Source organism: Streptomyces sp. NPDC047841 (assembly GCF_040704085.1).
In the GTDB taxonomy this organism is placed as follows: domain Bacteria; phylum Actinomycetota; class Actinomycetes; order Streptomycetales; family Streptomycetaceae; genus Streptomyces; species Streptomyces argyrophylli.
The window spans coordinates 198486-215083 of the sequence record NZ_JBEYRP010000008.1 but is presented as its reverse complement, the minus strand read 5'-3'; the positions used below and the strand labels follow the sequence as shown (position 1 = coordinate 215083).

Annotated in this window: 15 protein-coding genes; 7 read left to right on the top strand and 8 right to left on the bottom strand. The window is 74.9% G+C overall.

The genetic code is table 11. The annotated features are described in order from the left end of the window. Nucleotides 1-129: 129 nt before the first annotated feature. A complete protein-coding gene (locus AB0947_RS15135; RefSeq protein WP_366750790.1) occupies nucleotides 130-1314 on the top strand; it encodes a lipase in 1185 nt (394 codons plus the stop codon). A 4-nt stretch (nucleotides 1315-1318) separates the two neighbouring features. Here AB0947_RS15135 and mycP read toward each other — a convergent pair whose 3' ends face one another. Both mycP and AB0947_RS15125 read right to left on the bottom strand, forming a co-directional pair. Further along, nucleotides 1319-2527 carry a type VII secretion-associated serine protease mycosin gene (gene mycP, locus AB0947_RS15130; RefSeq protein ID WP_366750789.1) on the bottom strand — a complete coding sequence of 403 codons (1209 nt, stop codon included), beginning with the start codon at nucleotides 2525-2527 and terminating at the stop codon, nucleotides 1319-1321. Then, nucleotides 2524-3381 carry a hypothetical protein gene (locus tag AB0947_RS15125; protein ID WP_366750788.1) on the bottom strand — a complete coding sequence of 286 codons (858 nt, stop codon included), beginning with the start codon at nucleotides 3379-3381 and terminating at the stop codon, nucleotides 2524-2526. Before AB0947_RS15125 ends, mycP begins: the two co-directional genes overlap by 4 nt. 1060 nt (nucleotides 3382-4441) lie before the next feature. Between AB0947_RS15125 and AB0947_RS15120 the strand changes: the two genes are divergently transcribed. Further along, nucleotides 4442-5644 (top strand): amino acid deaminase/aldolase, encoded by a 1203-nt coding sequence (locus AB0947_RS15120; RefSeq protein WP_366750787.1) that lies wholly within the window; start codon nucleotides 4442-4444, stop codon nucleotides 5642-5644. Between the two features lie 6 nt (nucleotides 5645-5650). On the opposite strand, the gene AB0947_RS15115 is transcribed toward AB0947_RS15120, so the two are convergent. From AB0947_RS15115 to AB0947_RS15105, 3 genes are read right to left on the bottom strand one after another with little or no spacing between them, the layout of a single operon-like run. Next, nucleotides 5651-6433 (bottom strand): 3-oxoacyl-ACP reductase, encoded by a 783-nt coding sequence (locus tag AB0947_RS15115; protein WP_366750924.1) that lies wholly within the window; start codon nucleotides 6431-6433, stop codon nucleotides 5651-5653. A gap of 11 nt (nucleotides 6434-6444) precedes the next feature. Continuing rightward, the gene (locus AB0947_RS15110) at nucleotides 6445-7818 is read right to left on the bottom strand and encodes an aldehyde dehydrogenase family protein (protein ID WP_366750786.1); all 1374 of its coding nucleotides are present in this window, start codon (nucleotides 7816-7818) and stop codon (nucleotides 6445-6447) included. An 11-nt stretch (nucleotides 7819-7829) separates the two neighbouring features. After that, nucleotides 7830-9188 (bottom strand): glutamine synthetase family protein, encoded by a 1359-nt coding sequence (locus tag AB0947_RS15105; protein WP_366750785.1) that lies wholly within the window; start codon nucleotides 9186-9188, stop codon nucleotides 7830-7832. A gap of 96 nt (nucleotides 9189-9284) precedes the next feature. Here AB0947_RS15105 and AB0947_RS15100 point away from each other — a divergent pair, with 96 nt between their 5' ends. Continuing rightward, nucleotides 9285-10022: an FCD domain-containing protein gene (locus AB0947_RS15100; RefSeq protein ID WP_366750784.1), complete on the top strand. Its 738-nt coding sequence runs from the start codon at nucleotides 9285-9287 to the stop codon at nucleotides 10020-10022. A 64-nt stretch (nucleotides 10023-10086) separates the two neighbouring features. Continuing rightward, entirely contained in the window at nucleotides 10087-10773 is a 687-nt protein-coding gene (locus AB0947_RS15095) for a gamma-glutamyl-gamma-aminobutyrate hydrolase family protein (protein WP_366750783.1), read from the top strand. 85 nt (nucleotides 10774-10858) lie between these two features. Here AB0947_RS15095 and AB0947_RS15090 read toward each other — a convergent pair whose 3' ends face one another. Next, nucleotides 10859-11776, bottom strand: coding sequence for a LysR family transcriptional regulator (locus AB0947_RS15090; protein ID WP_366750782.1), 918 nt, complete (start codon nucleotides 11774-11776; stop codon nucleotides 10859-10861). 70 nt (nucleotides 11777-11846) lie between these two features. Between AB0947_RS15090 and AB0947_RS15085 the strand changes: the two genes are divergently transcribed. After that, nucleotides 11847-13004: a TDT family transporter gene (locus AB0947_RS15085; RefSeq protein ID WP_366750781.1), complete on the top strand. Its 1158-nt coding sequence runs from the start codon at nucleotides 11847-11849 to the stop codon at nucleotides 13002-13004. Here AB0947_RS15085 and AB0947_RS15080 read toward each other — a convergent pair. Next, on the bottom strand, nucleotides 12916-13608 hold the full coding sequence (locus AB0947_RS15080; protein ID WP_366750923.1) for a helical backbone metal receptor: 693 nt from the start codon (nucleotides 13606-13608) through the stop codon (nucleotides 12916-12918). The genes AB0947_RS15085 and AB0947_RS15080 overlap by 89 nt on opposite strands. A gap of 112 nt (nucleotides 13609-13720) precedes the next feature. Further along, nucleotides 13721-14293, bottom strand: coding sequence for a helix-turn-helix domain-containing protein (locus tag AB0947_RS15075; protein ID WP_171157960.1), 573 nt, complete (start codon nucleotides 14291-14293; stop codon nucleotides 13721-13723). 397 nt (nucleotides 14294-14690) lie between these two features. Between AB0947_RS15075 and AB0947_RS15070 the strand changes: the two genes are divergently transcribed. Continuing rightward, the gene (locus AB0947_RS15070) at nucleotides 14691-15611 is read left to right on the top strand and encodes a 5'-3' exonuclease (RefSeq protein WP_366750780.1); all 921 of its coding nucleotides are present in this window, start codon (nucleotides 14691-14693) and stop codon (nucleotides 15609-15611) included. A gap of 111 nt (nucleotides 15612-15722) precedes the next feature. Continuing rightward, the gene (locus AB0947_RS15065; protein WP_366750779.1) at nucleotides 15723-16571 is read left to right on the top strand and encodes a siderophore-interacting protein; all 849 of its coding nucleotides are present in this window, start codon (nucleotides 15723-15725) and stop codon (nucleotides 16569-16571) included. Nucleotides 16572-16598 lie beyond the last annotated feature (27 nt).

Below are 16598 nucleotides of genomic sequence, written 5' to 3'. Positions count from 1 at the left end.
TCGCGTTCGGCCGTAAAAGGTCCAGCGCCGGTCGACCACATGATCTAGCGTGCAAGGGACTTGACGATGAACAGGCCGGGCGCCGGCGATGTCCTCGCCGAGCCTGCGTCCGGCCGCGGAAGGAGCCTGGTGCCTCCCGTACGCCCCACTCGCCGATCCCTCCTGGCCGGTGGCCTCGGAGCCGTCGCAGCCGCCGCTCCCCTGTCCGCTCCCGGACACGCCTCGGCGGCCGGCCTCCTCCCCGTCCGGCTGGCCGGACCGACCGGGCCCGAGCCGGTGGGAGCCGTGGAGCTGCACCTGGTCGACCGGTCGCGGACCGAACCCCGGTCGGGCACGGGAGAACCGCGTGAGCTGATGGTGACCGTGCACTACCCGGCCGCCGACGTACGTGGGCACGCGCCGCTGCCGTGGCTGCCGCCCGGTGCCGAGCGGGCGGTGAAGGCCCGCTTCGGCGGCGCGCTGGACGGCTACGCGCTGCCGTGGACACACAGCGCGGACCGGGCGCCTGCCCGGCCGGGCCGCCGGCCGGTGCTGCTGTACTCGCCGGGCTACACCGCGGACCGCACGTTCAGCACCCTCGTCGTCGAGGACCTGGTGTCCCATGGGTACGTGGTGGTCACGGTGGACCACCCGTACGACTCGGGCGAGGTGGAGTTCCCCGACGGCCGCGTCGTGACCCGCCCCGAGCCGGACCCGGCCGGCCGGGCGGAGGCGGTCGCGGTGCGCGCCGGCGATCTGCGGTTCGTGCTCGACCAGTTGGCCGTCGTCAACCGGGGCGGCAGTCCCGACGCACAGCGGCGCGCGCTGCCCCGCGGTCTGTGCGGGAGCCTGGACCTCACGCGGACCGGCGCCTTCGGGCACTCCCGGGGCGGTGCCGCGTCCGCGGCCGTCATGTACCTGGACGAGCGGGTGCGGGCCGGCATCGACCTGGACGGCGCGCTGTACGGGCCGGTGGTCGAGCACGGTCTCGACCGGCCGTTCCTGCTGATGGACACGGCCGTTCACGACGGCATGGACCAGGACCCGACCTGGCACCCGTTCTGGGAGCGACTGCGCGGCTGGCGCCGCTGCCTGCGGCTCGCGGACGCCGACCACAACTCCTACACGGACCTGGTGGCCGTCGCGCCCCAGGTCCCGGACGTGGTGCGGCGGCAGTTGCAGGTCGGCACCCTCCCCGCCGACCGGGCGGTGGCGGCCGTACGGGCCACGGTGCGGGCCTTCTTCGACCTGCATCTGCGCCGCCGCCCCGACACCGCGCACCTGCTGCTCGGTGCTTCGCCGCGCCACCCGGAGATCGGGTACATCGCCGGCTAGCGGCTCAGTCCGGGTGTCTGCGGCCCCGCCACAGGACCACCCCGGCCACCAGCAGGACCCCGCCCGCGCCGCCCGCGAGCGGGGCCGCCCAGTCGGAGGGGCCGCTCGTGGCCCTGGGGGCGTCCGGGCCGGCGCCGAAGTACTTCTCGCCGTAGGACGCGGCCTCAAGGTCCCGGGGTCGGACGCGGGCGGCCGCCCTGAGGGCCGCCGCCGGGTCGATCATGCCGAAGCCCCGGGAGTCGTCCCGGCCGCCGGCCGGGGCGTCCCGCGCGGTGTCCTCCAGGAGCTTCTTGACCTGGGCCGGGGAGAGGCCGGGGTGGGCGGCCTTGATCAGGACCGCCGCGCCGGAGACGAAGGCCGAGGCGGCGCTCGTGCCCCAGCCCGCGTAGTACTTGTGGTCGGGGTCGGCGATGACGACGTCGACGCCGGGCGCGCTCACGGCCGCGTACCAGCGGCGGGTGGAGAAGGCGGCGCGGGTGCCGTACTTGTCCACGGCGGTCGCGGCGATGACGCCCGGGTACGCGGCCGGATAGGAGACGTGGTCGCCCTTGTCGCCGCCGTTGCCCGCGGAGGCGACGACGACCACGCCCTTCCTCAGGGCGTACTGCACCGCCTCGTCCTCGCCGGGTTCGGGATGGGCCGAGTTCGAGTCGTCGCCGAGGGAGAGGTTGATGACGTCGGCGCCGTGGTCGGCGGCCCAGCGGATGCCGTCGGCGAGGGCGTTGCCGCGGGTGGTGCGGGCCTTGGCGCGGGCCGGGTCACCGTCCTCCAGGATCACCCGGACCGGCAGGATCTTCGCCTCGGGGGCGACGCCGACGACGCCGTCGGTGCGGCCGGGGCCGTGGCCGTGCCCGGCGATGATCCCGGCCATGGCGGTGCCGTGCCGGGCCCAGGTGCGGTCGCCGGGTCCGGAGCCGAAGCCGATCATGTCCTTGTCGGGCAGGACGTTGCCGGCGAGGTCCGGGTGGCCGGCCTCGACACCGGTGTCCAGGACGGCGACGGTGACGCCCCGGCCCTTGGTGGTCCGCCAGGCCTCGTCCAGGTGGAGGGCGGTGAGGCCCCACTGCTGGGCGCGGATGCCGTCGGCGCGGGCGGCGGCGGACGGCAGCAGGGCGAGGGGGACGGCGAGCAGCAGGCTCACCGCCGCCCGGGCGGCGTGCTCGACGGCGTGCCTGGCGGCGGACTCGGCGGCGTGCCTGGCCGCGTGCTTCATGAAGGCTTCTCCGTGGCCGTGCCGACGGTCTTGCGCAGGCGCCGTTCGACGCGGTCGGCCAGGCCCTGGGCCTCGTTGCCGAGGCCGGCCTGGGCCGGTGCCGTGGTCGCGCCGGAGCGGACGGCGTCCGCGGCGGGCTGGGGGGCGTCGACGGTACGGCCGTCGGCCCAGCCGGAGACGGCGTAGGCGACGACGGGGGCATCGGTGAGCACGGAGACGGTCCACGAGGCCCGCTGCCGGTCGCCGAACCCGGCGGCGGCCGTGCCGGCGGCGGCGTACGGCCGGGGCATCAGATCGGCGCGGCTGTCGAGGTGTTCGTCGCGGAAGCGGGCGGCGAGCGCGGACATCGCGGCGGGGTCGGCCTTGGTGAAGAGCAGTCCGACGGTGGTGACGTAGGTCTGGGTGGCGTCGGTGTACGTGGCGCGCAGCAGCCGCTGGCAGCCGACGGGGGCGAGGGCCTTGTGCAGCAGCGGGTCGAAGGCGTGGGCGCAGCCGCTGTCCCGGGCGACGGCGATCCGGGTCCAGGTGCGGTCGGCGCCGCCGGGGCCCGCGCCCGTGCCCTGGACGGTGCGCGGGAACAGGTCGTCCACGGGCACGCTGTGCCAGAGGGTCCGGGCGGTGCCGAAGGCGTTCCCGGCGCCGCCCGCGCCGTCCGCACCGGTGAGCCAGCTCCCGGTCGCGGCACCGCCGATGAGTCCGAGCCCGAGCACGACGCAGGCAGCGGCGGCGACGGTGCGGGCCCCGACACGGGGACGCGTCCGCTCCCCGAACCGTTCGGGCTCCCCGAACGACACGAACGGCCGCCCGTCGCTTCCGGCCCCCCAGGAGTGAGCGGGGTCGGGCGCGGAACGCACGGGGTGAGCGGAACCGGAACCCAGGGGACTCCAGGCCCCGGCCCGGTCGTCTCCCCGGCCGGGCGGGGGAACGACCCCAGCGCGAGCGCCCTCCGCCTGCCCGGGCGCGGACACGTCGGCGGTACGGCGGGCCCCGGGCGCACCCACGGAGCCGGCCGGAGCCGAACCGGTGGGCGCGCTGGGGGCCGAGCCGGGGTGTCCGGGGCCGGGTGACGGACTACGCGGGGTATCCGGCGTACGCGAGGACACCGGCGGCGTCGGGGACACCGGCGCCGGTGACGTTGCCGGGCGGATCGGGCGCAGCCGTGCCGTCGTCTCCGACGGGATTGCTGCCGGGGTGCCCCGTCCTCCGGGGTCCCTGCCCGGGCGGAGCCGGACGGTGCCGGTCTCCGTGGCCGTCTCGGCCGGGCTCGCCGTCTCCACCGGGGCCGCCGAACCCGCCGAACCCACCCGGGCATCCGGAGCCGTCAGCCCCCTCGCAGCCGCCGGACCGGTCGGACCCGCCGGAGCCGGTGCGCCGCTGGGGTTCGCGGCCGGTGGGCTGTCGGGGAACCGGGCCGAGGCGGGCGGCGGGGGCGGGCTCAGGGGGGCGGGTGCGTCGGGTACGGCCGAGGGGCGCGGGCGGTGTGCGTGCGGGACCGCTTCGGGTGCGGGCCGCGCACCGCGCGGGGTGAAGACCGACGGCTCCTCTTCGGGGTCCTCGTCCGGCCGCGCCGGCGGGCGCTGGGCCGGAGGCCCCGGGGGGGTCGACGGGCGTCGCGGGACCGGGGCGTGGCGGGCTCCCGTGCTCATGCACCCCCCGTTTCCTCGTGCCCGGGCCGTCTCCTCGTACGCGGGCCGGTCCACTGCTCGGCCGCCCGGTGTGGAAGCTCCTTCCGGGCACGCATACCCGTACGGCCGGACCGGCATCCCGGTTCAGCCGGTGACCGGGCGGGTTCCGCCGTACGTGCGCGTCACTCTACGGGTTGTCCGGGAGGGAGGGAGAACCAGTCCACGAGCCCGGGGCATCTGCCCGGAACGTCCCCTACCCTGCGGTAATCCTGTCTGGCACGCTTCCGTCATGACTGCGCGCGCCGCCGACCGGGCCCGTTACGACCGGGCCACCGCCCATCTCGACGCCCCTCTCGCGATCGTGGACCTGGACGCCTTCGACGCCAACGCGGACGACCTGGTCCGCCGTGCCGGAGGCAAGCCCGTGCGGGTCGCCAGCAAGTCCGTCCGCTGCCGGGCCCTGCTGGAACGCGTGCTGGCCAGGGACGGCTTCCAGGGCATCATGTCGTTCACCCTGGACGAGTCGCTGTGGCTCGCGCGTTCGGGGTTCGAGGACATCCTGCTGGCCTATCCGTCGGCGGACCGGGCCCGGTTCGCCGAACTGGCCGCCGATCCCAAGCTCGCCGGTGCGGTCACCGTGATGATCGACGATCCGGCGCAGCTCGCTCTCATCGACGCGGCCCGCGACGGCGGACGCGAAGTGGTGCGGGTGTGCCTGGAGCTGGACACCTCGCTGAGGCTGCTGGGCGGCCGGGTCCGGGTCGGGGCACGGCGTTCGCCGCTGCACTCCCCCGCCCAACTCGCCGAGCTGGCCCGGTCCGTGGCCCGGCGGCCGGGTTTCCGGCTGGTGGGGATCATGGCGTACGAGGGGCACATCGCCGGGGTCGGGGACGCGGTCGCCGGGCGGCCCCTGCGCTCGCGGGCGATCCGGCTGATGCAGGCCACCGCCCGGCGGGAGCTGGCCGAGCGGCGGGCCGATGTCGTCCGGGCGGTCCGGGCGGTGGCCCCGGACCTGGAGTTCGTCAACGGCGGCGGCACCGGCAGCGTGCAGCACACCGCCGCCGAGGACGCGGTGACGGAGATCGCGGCCGGCTCGGGGCTGTACGTGCCGCGCCTGTTCGACAACTACACGTCCTTCTCCGCCCGTCCGGCCGCCCTCTTCGCGCAGCCGGTGGTCCGGCGGCCCGGCGTGGGCGTCGTCACCGTGCTCGGCGGCGGCTACCCGGCCTCCGGCGCCGCCGGCCCCGACCGGCTGCCGGTGCCGTACCTGCCGGAGGGGCTGCGGTACGACCCGCAGGAGGGCCCCGGCGAGGTGCAGACCCCGCTGCTCGGCTCGCCCGCCGACGATCTGCTCATCGGCGACAAGGTGTGGTTCCGCCACGCCAAGGCGGGCGAGCTGTGCGAGCGGTTCGACACCCTGCACCTGGTCGAGGGGGACACGGTGACCGCCGCGGTGCCCACCTACCGGGGCGAGGGGCGGACGTTCCTCTGAGCCGTCCTACAGGGGCGTGACGTACGCGCCGGCGATCCCTCCGTCGACCAGGAAGTCGGTGGCGTTGACGAAGGAGGAGTCGTCGCTGGCCAGGAAGGCGACGGCGGCGGCGATCTCCTCGGCCTCGGCGAACCGGCCGAGCGGGATGTGGACGAGCCGGCGCGCGGCCCGCTCCGGGTCCTTGGCGAACAGCTCCTGGAGCAGCGGGGTGTTGACCGGGCCGGGGCACAGCGCGTTGACCCGGATGCCCTCCCGGGCGAACTGCACGCCCAGTTCGCGGGACATGGCGAGGACGCCGCCCTTGGAGGCCGTGTAGGAGATCTGGGACGTGGCCGCGCCCATCCGCGCCACGAAGGACGCGGTGTTGATGATGGAGCCCCTGCCCTGGCGCCGCATGTAGGGCAGGGCGGCCTTGCAGCACAGGTAGACGGAGGTCAGGTTGACCTCCTGGACCCGCTTCCAGGCGTCCAGCCCGGTCTCCAGGATGGAGTCGTCGTCGGGCGGGGAGATGCCGGCGTTGTTGAAGGCGACGTCGATGCTGCCGTAGGTGTCGTACGCGGCCTTGAACAGCGCCTCGACCTGCTCGGGGTCGGTGACGTCGGTCTTCACGAAGAGCCCGCCGATCTCGTCGGCGGCGGCCTTGCCGCGCGCCTCGTCCACGTCCGCGCAGACGACGTGGGCGCCTTCGGAGGCGAGGCGTCGGGCGCTGGCGAGTCCGATGCCGCTGCCGGCTCCGGTGACGACGGCGGTACGGCCGGCCAGGCGGCGGCAGACGTGGGTGTCGGTCACGCTGTTGTCGGTCACGGTGCGGGGACCTCCGTGCTGAGGAAGACGTTCTTGGTCTCGGTGAAGGCGGTCAGGGCGTCGGGGCCGAGTTCCCGGCCGAGGCCGGACTGCTTGTAGCCGCCGAACGGGGTCCAGTAGCGGACGCTGGAGTGGGAGTTGACGGACAGGTTGCCCGCGCGGACGGCCTGGGACACGCGCAGGGCGCGGCCCACGTCCCGGGTCCAGATGGAGCCGGACAGGCCGTAGGGGGTGTCGTTGGCGAGGCGGATCGCGTCCTGCTCGTCGGTGAAGGGCAGCAGGACGGCGACCGGGCCGAAGATCTCCTCGCGGGCCGCCGGGCTGTCGTGCCGCTCGCCGGTGAGCACGGTCGGCGGGAACCAGAAGCCGGGGCCGTCGGGGGCCTTGCCGCGCAGGGCCGGGGCGTCGTCGGGGACGTAGGACCGTACGCGCTCGAGCTGCCGGCCGGAGATGAGCGGGCCCATCTGGGTCCTCTCGTCGGCCGGGTCGCCCACGACCACGGCGGCCAGGGCGTCGGCGAGGAGGGCGCGGGCCTCGTCCAGCACCGTCTCCTGGACCAGGACGCGGGTGCGGGCGCAGCAGTCCTGGCCGGCGTTGTCCAGGAAGGAGAAGGGGTCGAGGGCGGCCTTGAGGTCGGCGTCGGCGAAGACGACGTTGGGGCTCTTCCCGCCGAGTTCGAGGGTGACCGGTTTGACCAGGCGGGCGCAGCGCTCCATGACCTCGCGGCCGGTGCGGGTGGAGCCGGTGAACACGATCTTGGCGACGTCCGGGTGGTCGACCAGGGCGCGTCCGGCGGTGTCGCCGTGGCCGGGCAGCACCTGGAAGAGGTGCTCGGGCAGGCCCGCCTCCAGGGCCAGTCCGGCGAGGCGGAGCGCGGTGAGCGGGGTGGTCTCGGCGGGCTTGAGGAGGACCGCGTTCCCGGCGGCGAGCGCCGGGAAGGAGCCCCAGGCGGCGATCGGCATGGGGAAGTTCCAGGGGGCGATGACGCCGATGACGCCCAGCGGCTCCTGGAAGGTGACGTCCCAGCCGCCGGGGACGGGGATCTGCTTGCCGGTGAGGCGTTCGGCGCCGCCGGCGGCGTACAGGAGCAGGTCGCGGGCGTTGCCGGCCTCCCAGCGGGCGTTCGCGACGGTGTGGCCGGCCTCGCGGACCTCCAGCTGGGCGAGTTCCTCGGTGTGGGCGTCGACCACGTCGGCGAAGCGGCGCAGCAGCCGGGCCCGGTCGGCGGGGGCGAGGGCGGCCCAGCGGGTCTGGGCGCGGGCGGCGCGTACGACGGCGGTGTCCACGTCCCCGGCGGTGGCGGCGGGGACGGTGGCGACGGTCTCCTCGGTGGCGGGGTCGAGGACGGTCAGCTCGGTCGGGTCGGGCACGGGGTGACCTTTCACAGGCGTTCGAAGGAGCGGCGCAGCTCCCAGTCGGTGACCGCGGCATCGAAGGCCTCCTGCTCGACGCGCGCCATGTTGCGGTAGTGGGCGACGACCTCGTCGCCGAACGCCGCCGCGGCGATCGGGCTGTTCTCCCACAGCTCGGCGGCCTCGCGCAGGGTGGTCGGCACCTGCGCGTAGCCGGCGGTGTAGGCGTTGCCGGGGCAGGGCTCGGGCAGCTCCAGCTTGTGCTCGATGCCGTACAGGCCCGCCGCGACGAGCCCCGCGACGGCGAGGTGGGGGTTCACGTCGCCGCCGGGGAGGCGGTTCTCGAAGCGCAGGGAGCGGCCGTGGCCGACGACGCGCAGGGCGCAGGTGCGGTTGTCGTGGCCCCAGGCGACGGCGGTGGGGGCGAAGGAGCCCGGCTGGAACCGCTTGTAGGAGTTGATGTTGGGGGCGTACAGCAGGGAGAAGTCGCGCAGCGCGGCGAGCTGTCCGGCGAGGAAGTGCCGCATCACCTCGGACATGCCGTCGGGTCCGGCCATCGCGTTGGTGCCGTCGGCGTCGGCGAGCGAGAGGTGGATGTGGCAGGAGTTGCCCTCGCGCTCGTTGTACTTGGCCATGAAGGTGATCGAGACGCCTTCCTGGGCGGCGATCTCCTTGGCGCCGGTCTTGTACAGGGCGTGCTGGTCGCAGGTGCGCAGGGCCTCGTCGTAGCGGAAGACGATCTCGTGCTGGCCGGGGTTGCACTCGCCCTTGGCGGACTCGACGGTGAGGCCGGCGCCGGCCATGTCGTTGCGCAGCCGGCGCAGCAGGGGTTCGATGCGGCCGGTGCCGAGGACGGAGTAGTCGATGTTGTACTGGTTGGCCGGGGTCAGGCCCCGGTAGTTCGCGTCCCACGCCTGCTCGTAGCTGTTCTTGAAGACGATGAACTCCAGCTCGGTGCCGACCTGGGCGGTGTAGCCGTGCTCGGCGAGCCGCCGGAGCTGGCGGCGCAGGATCTGGCGGGGGGCGGCGGCGACCGGGGAGCCGTCGTTCCAGGCGAGGTCGGCGATGAGGAGCGCGGTGCCGGGGTGCCAGGGGACGCGGCGCAGGGTGGACGGGTCCGGGTGCAGGGCGAAGTCGCCGTAGCCGCGTTCCCAGGAGGACATCGCGTAGCCGTCGACGGTGTTCATCTCGGTGTCCACGGCGAGCAGGTAGTTGCAGCCCTCGGTGCCGTGGTGCAGGACCTCGTCGAGGAAGAAGCGGGCGGCGAACCGCTTGCCCTGGAGGCGTCCCTGCATGTCGGGGAAGGCCAGGACGACCGTGTCGATCTCGCCGCCCGCGACCAGGGCGTGCAGTTCCTCGACGCTGAGCGGGGGTGTGCGGTCTGCCACGGGGAAGCCTCCTTCGGCGCCATCGCGCTTCTTCGGCCGGGCCGGGAGCCATAAGGTATTGCCGCGAACCATTGCTTGGGAAGGGGGTGCGCCCGGATGTCGCGGGAGACGGATGTGCGAGGGGTGGTCGACCGGCTCGCCCCGGTGCTGCGGCCGGTGCGGGCGGGCAACGGCTTCGAGGAGGCGCTGGAGCAGATCCTCCAGGTGGTGCGGCTCGGGCTGGTGCCGGCGGGCGGGCGGCTGCCGGCCGAGCGGGAGCTGGCGGAACGGCTCGGGGTCAGCCGGGTGACGCTGCGCGAGGTGCTGAAGGTGCTCCAGGACCAGGGGCTGGTGGAGGCGCGGCGCGGGCGGTACGGCGGAACGTTCGTACTGCCCCGGCCGGACGGCGGCGGCGAGGACGGGCTGCGGCGCCGGATCGCCGAGGTCGACATCGAGGACGTGCTGCGCTTCCGTGAGGTGCTGGAGGTCGGCGCGGCCGGGCTGTGCGCGGCGCACGGGCTGGCGCCGGAGCGGGCGCGGCGGCTGCGGGAGGCGCTGGACCGCACGCACGAGGCCCCGCTGACGGACTACCGCCGGGCGGACACGCTGCTGCACCTGACGCTGGCCGGGCTGTGCGGTTCGCCGTCGCTGACCGCGCAGTACGCGGCGGTGCGGGCCACGGTCAACGACCTGCTGGACCGCATCCCGCTGCTGGTGCGCAACCTGGAGCACTCCCAGCGCCAGCACACCGCGCTGGTGGAGGCGGTGCTGGACGGGGACGCGGACGGGGCGCGGGAGATCGCGCGCGAGCACTGCGCGGGTACGGCGGCGCTGCTGCGGGGTTTCCTGGCGTGAGTCCGCCGTGGAAGGGCATTCCAGAAAGGTTCTCCACTGAACCTTTGAAACCGAGGAGGGCAGCATGGCCGTACGGCCGCTGATCGGTGTGAGCACGTACCTGGAGTCCGGCGTGCGCTGGGGGGTGTGGGAGCTGGACGCGGTGCTGCTGCCGGCCGGCTATCCACGGCTGGTGCAGCGGGCCGGCGGGCTGGCCGCGCTGCTGCCGCCGGACGCGCCGGAGCACGCCGGGGCGGCGGTGGCCCGGCTCGACGGGCTGGTCGTCGCGGGCGGCCCGGACGTCGACCCGGCCCGGTACGGCGCCGGGCGTTCGCCGCGCACGGGTCCGCCCGCACCGGAGCGCGACGCCTGGGAGCTGGCCCTGATCGACGCGGCGCTGTCGGCGGGCGTGCCGCTGCTCGGGGTGTGCCGGGGCATGCAGCTGCTGAACGTGGCCCTCGGCGGCACCCTCGTCCAGCACCTGGACGGGCACGCCGAGGTGGTCGGCGCGTTCGGTGAGCACCCGGTGAAGCCGGTGCCGGGGACGTTGTACGCCGGCATCGTGCCGGAGGAGGTGACGGTGCCGACGTATCACCACCAGGCGGTGGAACGGCTCGGCGAGGGGCTGGTCCCGTCGGCCTACGCGGCGGACGGCACGGTGGAGGCCGTGGAGCTGCCGGCGGAGCGGGGGTGGGCGCTGGGGGTGCAGTGGCATCCGGAGATGGGCGAGGACCCGCGGGTGATGGCGGCGCTGGTCGCTGCCGCGGGCTGAGCGCCGCTGTGGGGGCCCTCCGTCCGGTGCGCTGCGTCGTGGCCGGTCGCGCAGTTCCCCGCACCCCTTCTACGCTCCCCCTGCTTCAGTTCCGGGTCAGGGACAGCAGTTCCCGGGCCGGGCCCGTGGGGCGGTGGCCGGTCGGCCACACGGCTCTCAGGTCGCGGCGGAGGGAGACGCCCTCGACCGGGATGCTGACCAGGCGCCGCATCCCCAGCTCCTCCCCCACCGCGAGTTCGCTGAGGACGGAGGGGCCCGCCCCGCTGACGGCGGACGCCTTCACCGCCGTCGTGGAGGACAGCTCGATCAGCGGGCGGGCCAGCCCGCCGAGGGCCGCGTCCAGGACCTGACGGGTGCCGGAGCCCCGCTCCCTGAGGATGAGCGGGGTCGCGGCCAGTTCCGCCGCCGTCAGGGGCCGTCGGCGGCGGGCCCACGGGTGGGCGGGCGCGGTGACGACGATCAGCCGGTCGCGGGCGATGACCGTGGAGTCCAGGCCCGTGGGCACGCTCAGCCCCTCCACGAAGCCCAGGTCCGCCTCGCCGGCCAGCAGGAGTTCCGCGACCTTCGCCGAGTTCCCGGCGAGCAGCGAGACCGCCGTGTCGGGCCGCCCGGCGTGCAGCGCGAGCAGCCAGCCGGGCAGCAGGTACTCGGCGATGGTCATGCTCGCCGCGACCCGGAGCCGTGAGTCCCGCCGGTCCCGCAGCGCCCGCGCGCCCGCGTCGAAGGCCGCCGCCGCCTCCACGACCCGCCGGGCCCAGTCCGTGACCAGGGCGCCGGCGTCGGTGAGCCGGGAGCCGCGCGGCGAGCGGTCGACCAGGGCCACGCCCAGCTGCCGTTCCATGGAACGGATGCGGCTGCTGGCGGCCGGCTGGGTGATGCCGACCTCGCGCGCCGCCGCGCCCAGACTGCCCAGCCGTGCCACCGCGAGCAGCAGCTCCAGCGCGGCGAGGTCCGGCACCCGGTGCGCCAGCGGTTGCGTGTGCCGCCCCTTCTCCTCGGTCATAAGACCAGCTTATGTCCTCATAGGCCCGTGACTCCTGGTCCCGGGGGCCGGTCGGCGGGATCTTGGACGCATGGTCACCGCAGCCCAGCCCCTGTCCCTCCCCCGCACCGCCCGGCTCCGTCACCTGGGCCCGAACTGGTACGCCTCCGTGATGGGCACCGCGATCGTCGGCACGGCCGGAGCCGCGCTGCCCGGCCCGGCGCACGGGGCACGCGCCGTCTTCGCGGCCGTCTGGGCGCTGTCCCTGCTCCTGCTGACGGCCCTGCTGACCGCCCGGGCCCTGCACTGGAGCCACCACCGCGACCAGGCCCGCGCCCATCTCCTCGACCCGGCCGTCGCCCCCTTCTACGGCTGCCTGGCCATGGCGCTGCTCGCGGTGGGCACCGGCGCCCTGACGGCCGGCCGGGAGCTGATCGGCACGCGTACGGCCGTCGCGCTGGACGCCGTGCTGTTCACCGCCGGTACGGCGGCCGGGCTCGGGGCCGCCGTGGCGGTGCCGTACCTGATGGCCGTACGGCACCGGGTCGATGCCGGCCAGGCCTCCCCGGTGTGGCTGCTGCCGCTGGTGGCGCCCATGGTGTCGGCCTCGGCCGGTCCGCTCCTGGTGCCGCGTCTGCCGCCGGGACAGCCCCGGGCGACCCTGCTGCTGGCCTGCCTCGCGCTGTTCGGGCTGAGCCTGCTGGCCGTGCTGCTGACGCTGCCGCTGGTCTTCGCCCGGCTGATCACCACCGGGCCGCTGCCGCTCGCGCTGACCCCGGCGCTGTTCCTGGTCCTCGGCCCGCTCGGACAGTCCACCACCGCCGTCGGGCTGATCGCGGACGCCGCTCCCGGCGTCGTCGCGGCGCCCTACGACCGCGGCCTCGCCGTCCTCGCGGTGCTGTACGGGGTGCCCGTCATGGGGTTCGCGCTGCTGTGGCTGGCGCTCGCCACCGCGCACGTGGTGCGGGCCGGGCGGCGGGGCATGGGCTTCACGCTGACCTGGTGGGCCTTCACCTTCCCGGTGGGGACCTGTGTCACCGGGGCCGCCACGCTCGCCCGGCACACCGGTCTCGCGGTGTACGACGCCCTGGCGGCCGGTCTGTACGGCGTCCTGGTGGCGGCCTGGCTCGCGGCGGCCCGCGGCACCGTGCGCGGCCTGCTCAGCGGCGAGCTGCTCCCAGCGCCGCGGCCAGCACCCGCGGCGCCTCCGTCAGGGACGGGCCGTACCAGGTCAGATGCCGTCCGCTGACCAGGGCGCAGGGCAGCCCCGAGAAAGCCTCGGGGCCGTCGTCGGCGGTGAAGCGGTACGGCTCGTCGGGCAGGACCACCAGGTCAGGCTGCCGGGCGCGCAGCTCGTCCAGGGGGACGCGGGGATAGCGCTCGGGGTGGTGGGCATACAGGTGGTCCACGCCGAGGCGGGCGAGGACGTCACCGGCGAAGGTGTCCCGCCCGAGGACCATCCAGGGGCGCCGCCAGACCGGTACGACCGCCGTCTCGCGCCGGGCCGGTCCGGGCAGGGCCGTCCAGGTCCGCTCCGCCTCGTCCAGCCAGCCGGGCCGGCCCGCCGCGCCGCACGCGGTGAGCACCCGGTCCAGCTCGGCGACGGCCTGCGGCACGCTCCGCACCTCGGTGACCAGCACGTCCAGACCGGCCGCGCGGAGGGCGTCGAGGTCGGGCGCGCGGTTCTCCTCCTCGTTGGCGAGCACCAGGTCCGGGCCGAGTCCGATGATCCCGTCCACGTCCGGGTTCTTCGTACCGCCGATCCGGACGACGTCCAGCCCCCGCGGACGACTGCACCAGGCGGTGGCCCCGACGAGGGTTCCGGGGAGCGTCCTCGCCACCGCCTCGGTCAGCGAGGGGACGAGGGAGACGACACGCGGCCGGAAGAGGCGCGACGAACCGAGCGACCGGCCGGCGCGGACCCGGGGACTCCGGCGGTCGGGCACCGCTCCGTCCGGCGGGCGCTCAGCGTGCCCGATCCTGCACCGCCTCGATGTGCTCCGCCACGGCCACCACGATCACCCTCGTGTCCGGCACGGTCGCCCGCCACCGGTGCCGCACCCCGCCCGTCAGATACAGCGTGTCACCGCGTCCGAGGCGGTACGCGCGCCCCTCGGCCTCGATCTCCACCGCCCCGTCGGCGACGTACATCAGTTCGTCGTTGCGGTGCTGGAACTCGCGGCCCGCGTCGTGGTCGCCGGTGAACTCGGACGCGTGCAGCTGGTGGTGGCCGCGCACGAGGGAGCGGGTACGGGGGTCGAAGTCGCCCTCGGCGACGGCTTCGGCGCGGACGACGTCCACGCTGGCGGCCGGGTCGGCGGCGGCGAGGAGTTCGACGGCCGTGGTGCGCAGCGCGTCGGCCAGCTTCTCCAGGGAGGTGCGGCTCGGGCGGGCCCGGTCGTTCTCGACCTGGCTGAGGAAGGGCACCGACAGGCCGCTGCGCTCGGCCACGACGGCGAGGGTCAGTTCCAGCGCACGACGGCGCCGCCGGACGGCCGCGCCCACCCGCACGGGCTGCTGCTCTTTGTGGTCGCCCATCGCTCCGGCTCCCTCCCTCGCTCGTCGTGCCGCTTGCCGGGTGCCCGCTGTGGGGCACACCTCTTCCGATGACTTCTCTGCACCCTACGCATGTTCGGCAAACCGTTTCACGTGCCTGTCACATCCCTGACACTTCCAGGCCTCCGGAACCTCACGGTTCGCGCCAGCACCCGGGGGCCGGGGAGCACTCCGGGACGCGGTCGCCCCGGCGCGTGAACCTGCCGTCGAGCTGGGCCGGGTGTCCGGGCACGGGCCAGGGTTCCTCACGCCGGGTGATTGGCCTGAACCTGTCCGTGGGCCGCCGGGTCCCCGGCCGCCGCGGCGCACGGCGCCCGCCCGTGACGCACGCGTTCCGGGAGCGCGGGCCGCTGTCGGTGCCGTGCGGCATGATGCGTCCGTGACCGGACGACTCATGCTTCTCGACACCGCCTCGCTGTACTTCCGCGCCTACTTCGGCGTCCCGGACTCCGTGAAGGCGCCGGACGGCACGCCCGTCAACGCGGTGCGCGGGCTGCTGGACTTCATCGACCGGCTGGTCAAGGACCACCGCCCGGAGCACCTGGTGGCCTGCATGGACGCCGACTGGCGCCCGCAGTGGCGGGTGGACCTCATCCCCGGCTACAAGGCGCACCGGGTCGCCGAGGAGCACGAGGGCGTGCCGGACGAGGAGGAGGTGCCGGACACCCTCGCCCCGCAGGTGCCGGTGATCGAGGACGTGCTGGACGCGATCGGTATCGCCCGTGTCGGGGTCGCGGGGTACGAGGCCGACGATGTGATCGGCACGTTCACGGCCCGGGCCGGGGGCCCGGTGGACATCGTCACCGGCGACCGCGACCTGTACCAGCTCGTGGACGACGAGCGCCGGGTCCGGGTGCTGTATCCGGTGAAGGGCGTCGGCACGCTCCAGCTGACCGACGAGGCGGTGCTGCGCGCGAAGTATGGCGTCGACGGGCGGGGGTACGCGGATCTGGCGCTGCTGCGCGGCGATCCGAGCGACGGACTGCCGGGCGTGGCCGGCATCGGCGAGAAGACGGCCGCGAAGCTGCTCGCCGAGTTCGGTGACCTCGCCGGGATCATGGCGGCGGTCGACGACCCGCGGGCGAAGCTCACGCCGTCGCAGCGCAAGCGGCTCACCGAGGCCCGGCCGTACCTCGCGGTCGCGCCGAAGGTGGTGCGGGTCGCCGACGACGTGCCGCTGCCGGACGTCCGCACGGCCCTGCCGCGCGCACCGCACGACCCGGCGGAACTGGAGGCACTGACGCACCGGTGGGGCCTCGGCGGCTCCTTGCAGCGGCTGCTGCACACGCTCGCGGAGTGAGCCCGGCCCATGTTCCGGCAAAAGGATCTCATCGAACACTCATCACAGAGGTGTCGAATCGGCGCGAGGTGCTAACTTAGGTAAACCTAACCAACCTTGCAGGAGGCCGTGATGGCAGAGCGTCCGGGACGAAAGCCGCGCAAGCTCCATACCGCCCGGGTGGTGAGCAGCGAGCGGCTGACCCCGCACATGCAGCGCGTGGTGCTCGGTGGCGAGGGTCTGGCCGGATTCACCGCGGACACCTGCACCGACCACTATGTGAAGCTGCTGTTCGGCGCCGCCGGAGTCGTCTACCCGGAGCCCTTCGACCTGGAGCGGATCCGCGCCGAGTTCCCGCGCGAGCAGTGGCCGGTGACCCGGACCTACACCGTGCGCGCCTGGGACCCCGGACATCGCGAGCTGACCCTGGACTTCGTGGTCCACGGCGACGAGGGCCTGGCCGGCCCCTGGGCGCTGCGCGCACGCCCCGGCGACACCGTGCGCTTCATGGGCCCCGGCGGCGCGTACGCGCCCGACCTGGAGGCCGACTGGCACCTGCTCGCCGGGGACGAGAGCGCGCTGCCCGCCATCGCCCGCGCCCTGGAGACGCTGCCCGCCGGTGCCCGAGCGCACGCGTTCGTCGAGGTCTCCGGACCCGAGGAGGAGCAGAAGATCGACACCGAGGTGCCGGTCGTCTGGCTGCACCGCGGGGACCGGCCGGTCGGCGAGGCCCTGCTGGAGGCCGTGCGCAGGCTGGAGTTCCCGGAGGGCCGGCCGCACGCCTTCGTGCACGGCGAGGCGGGCTTCGTGAAGGAGCTGCGCCGGCTGCTGCGGGTCGAGCGCCAGATCCCGCGCGAGGACCTGTCGATCTCCGGTTACTGGCGGCTCGGCCACAACGAGGACGGCTGGCAGGCCTCCAAGCGGGAGTGGAACGCCCGGATCGAGGCGGAGCAGGAGCACGGCCCGGCGGCGGCCGCCTGAGCGGACGGAAAGCAGCGGCGGCATCCG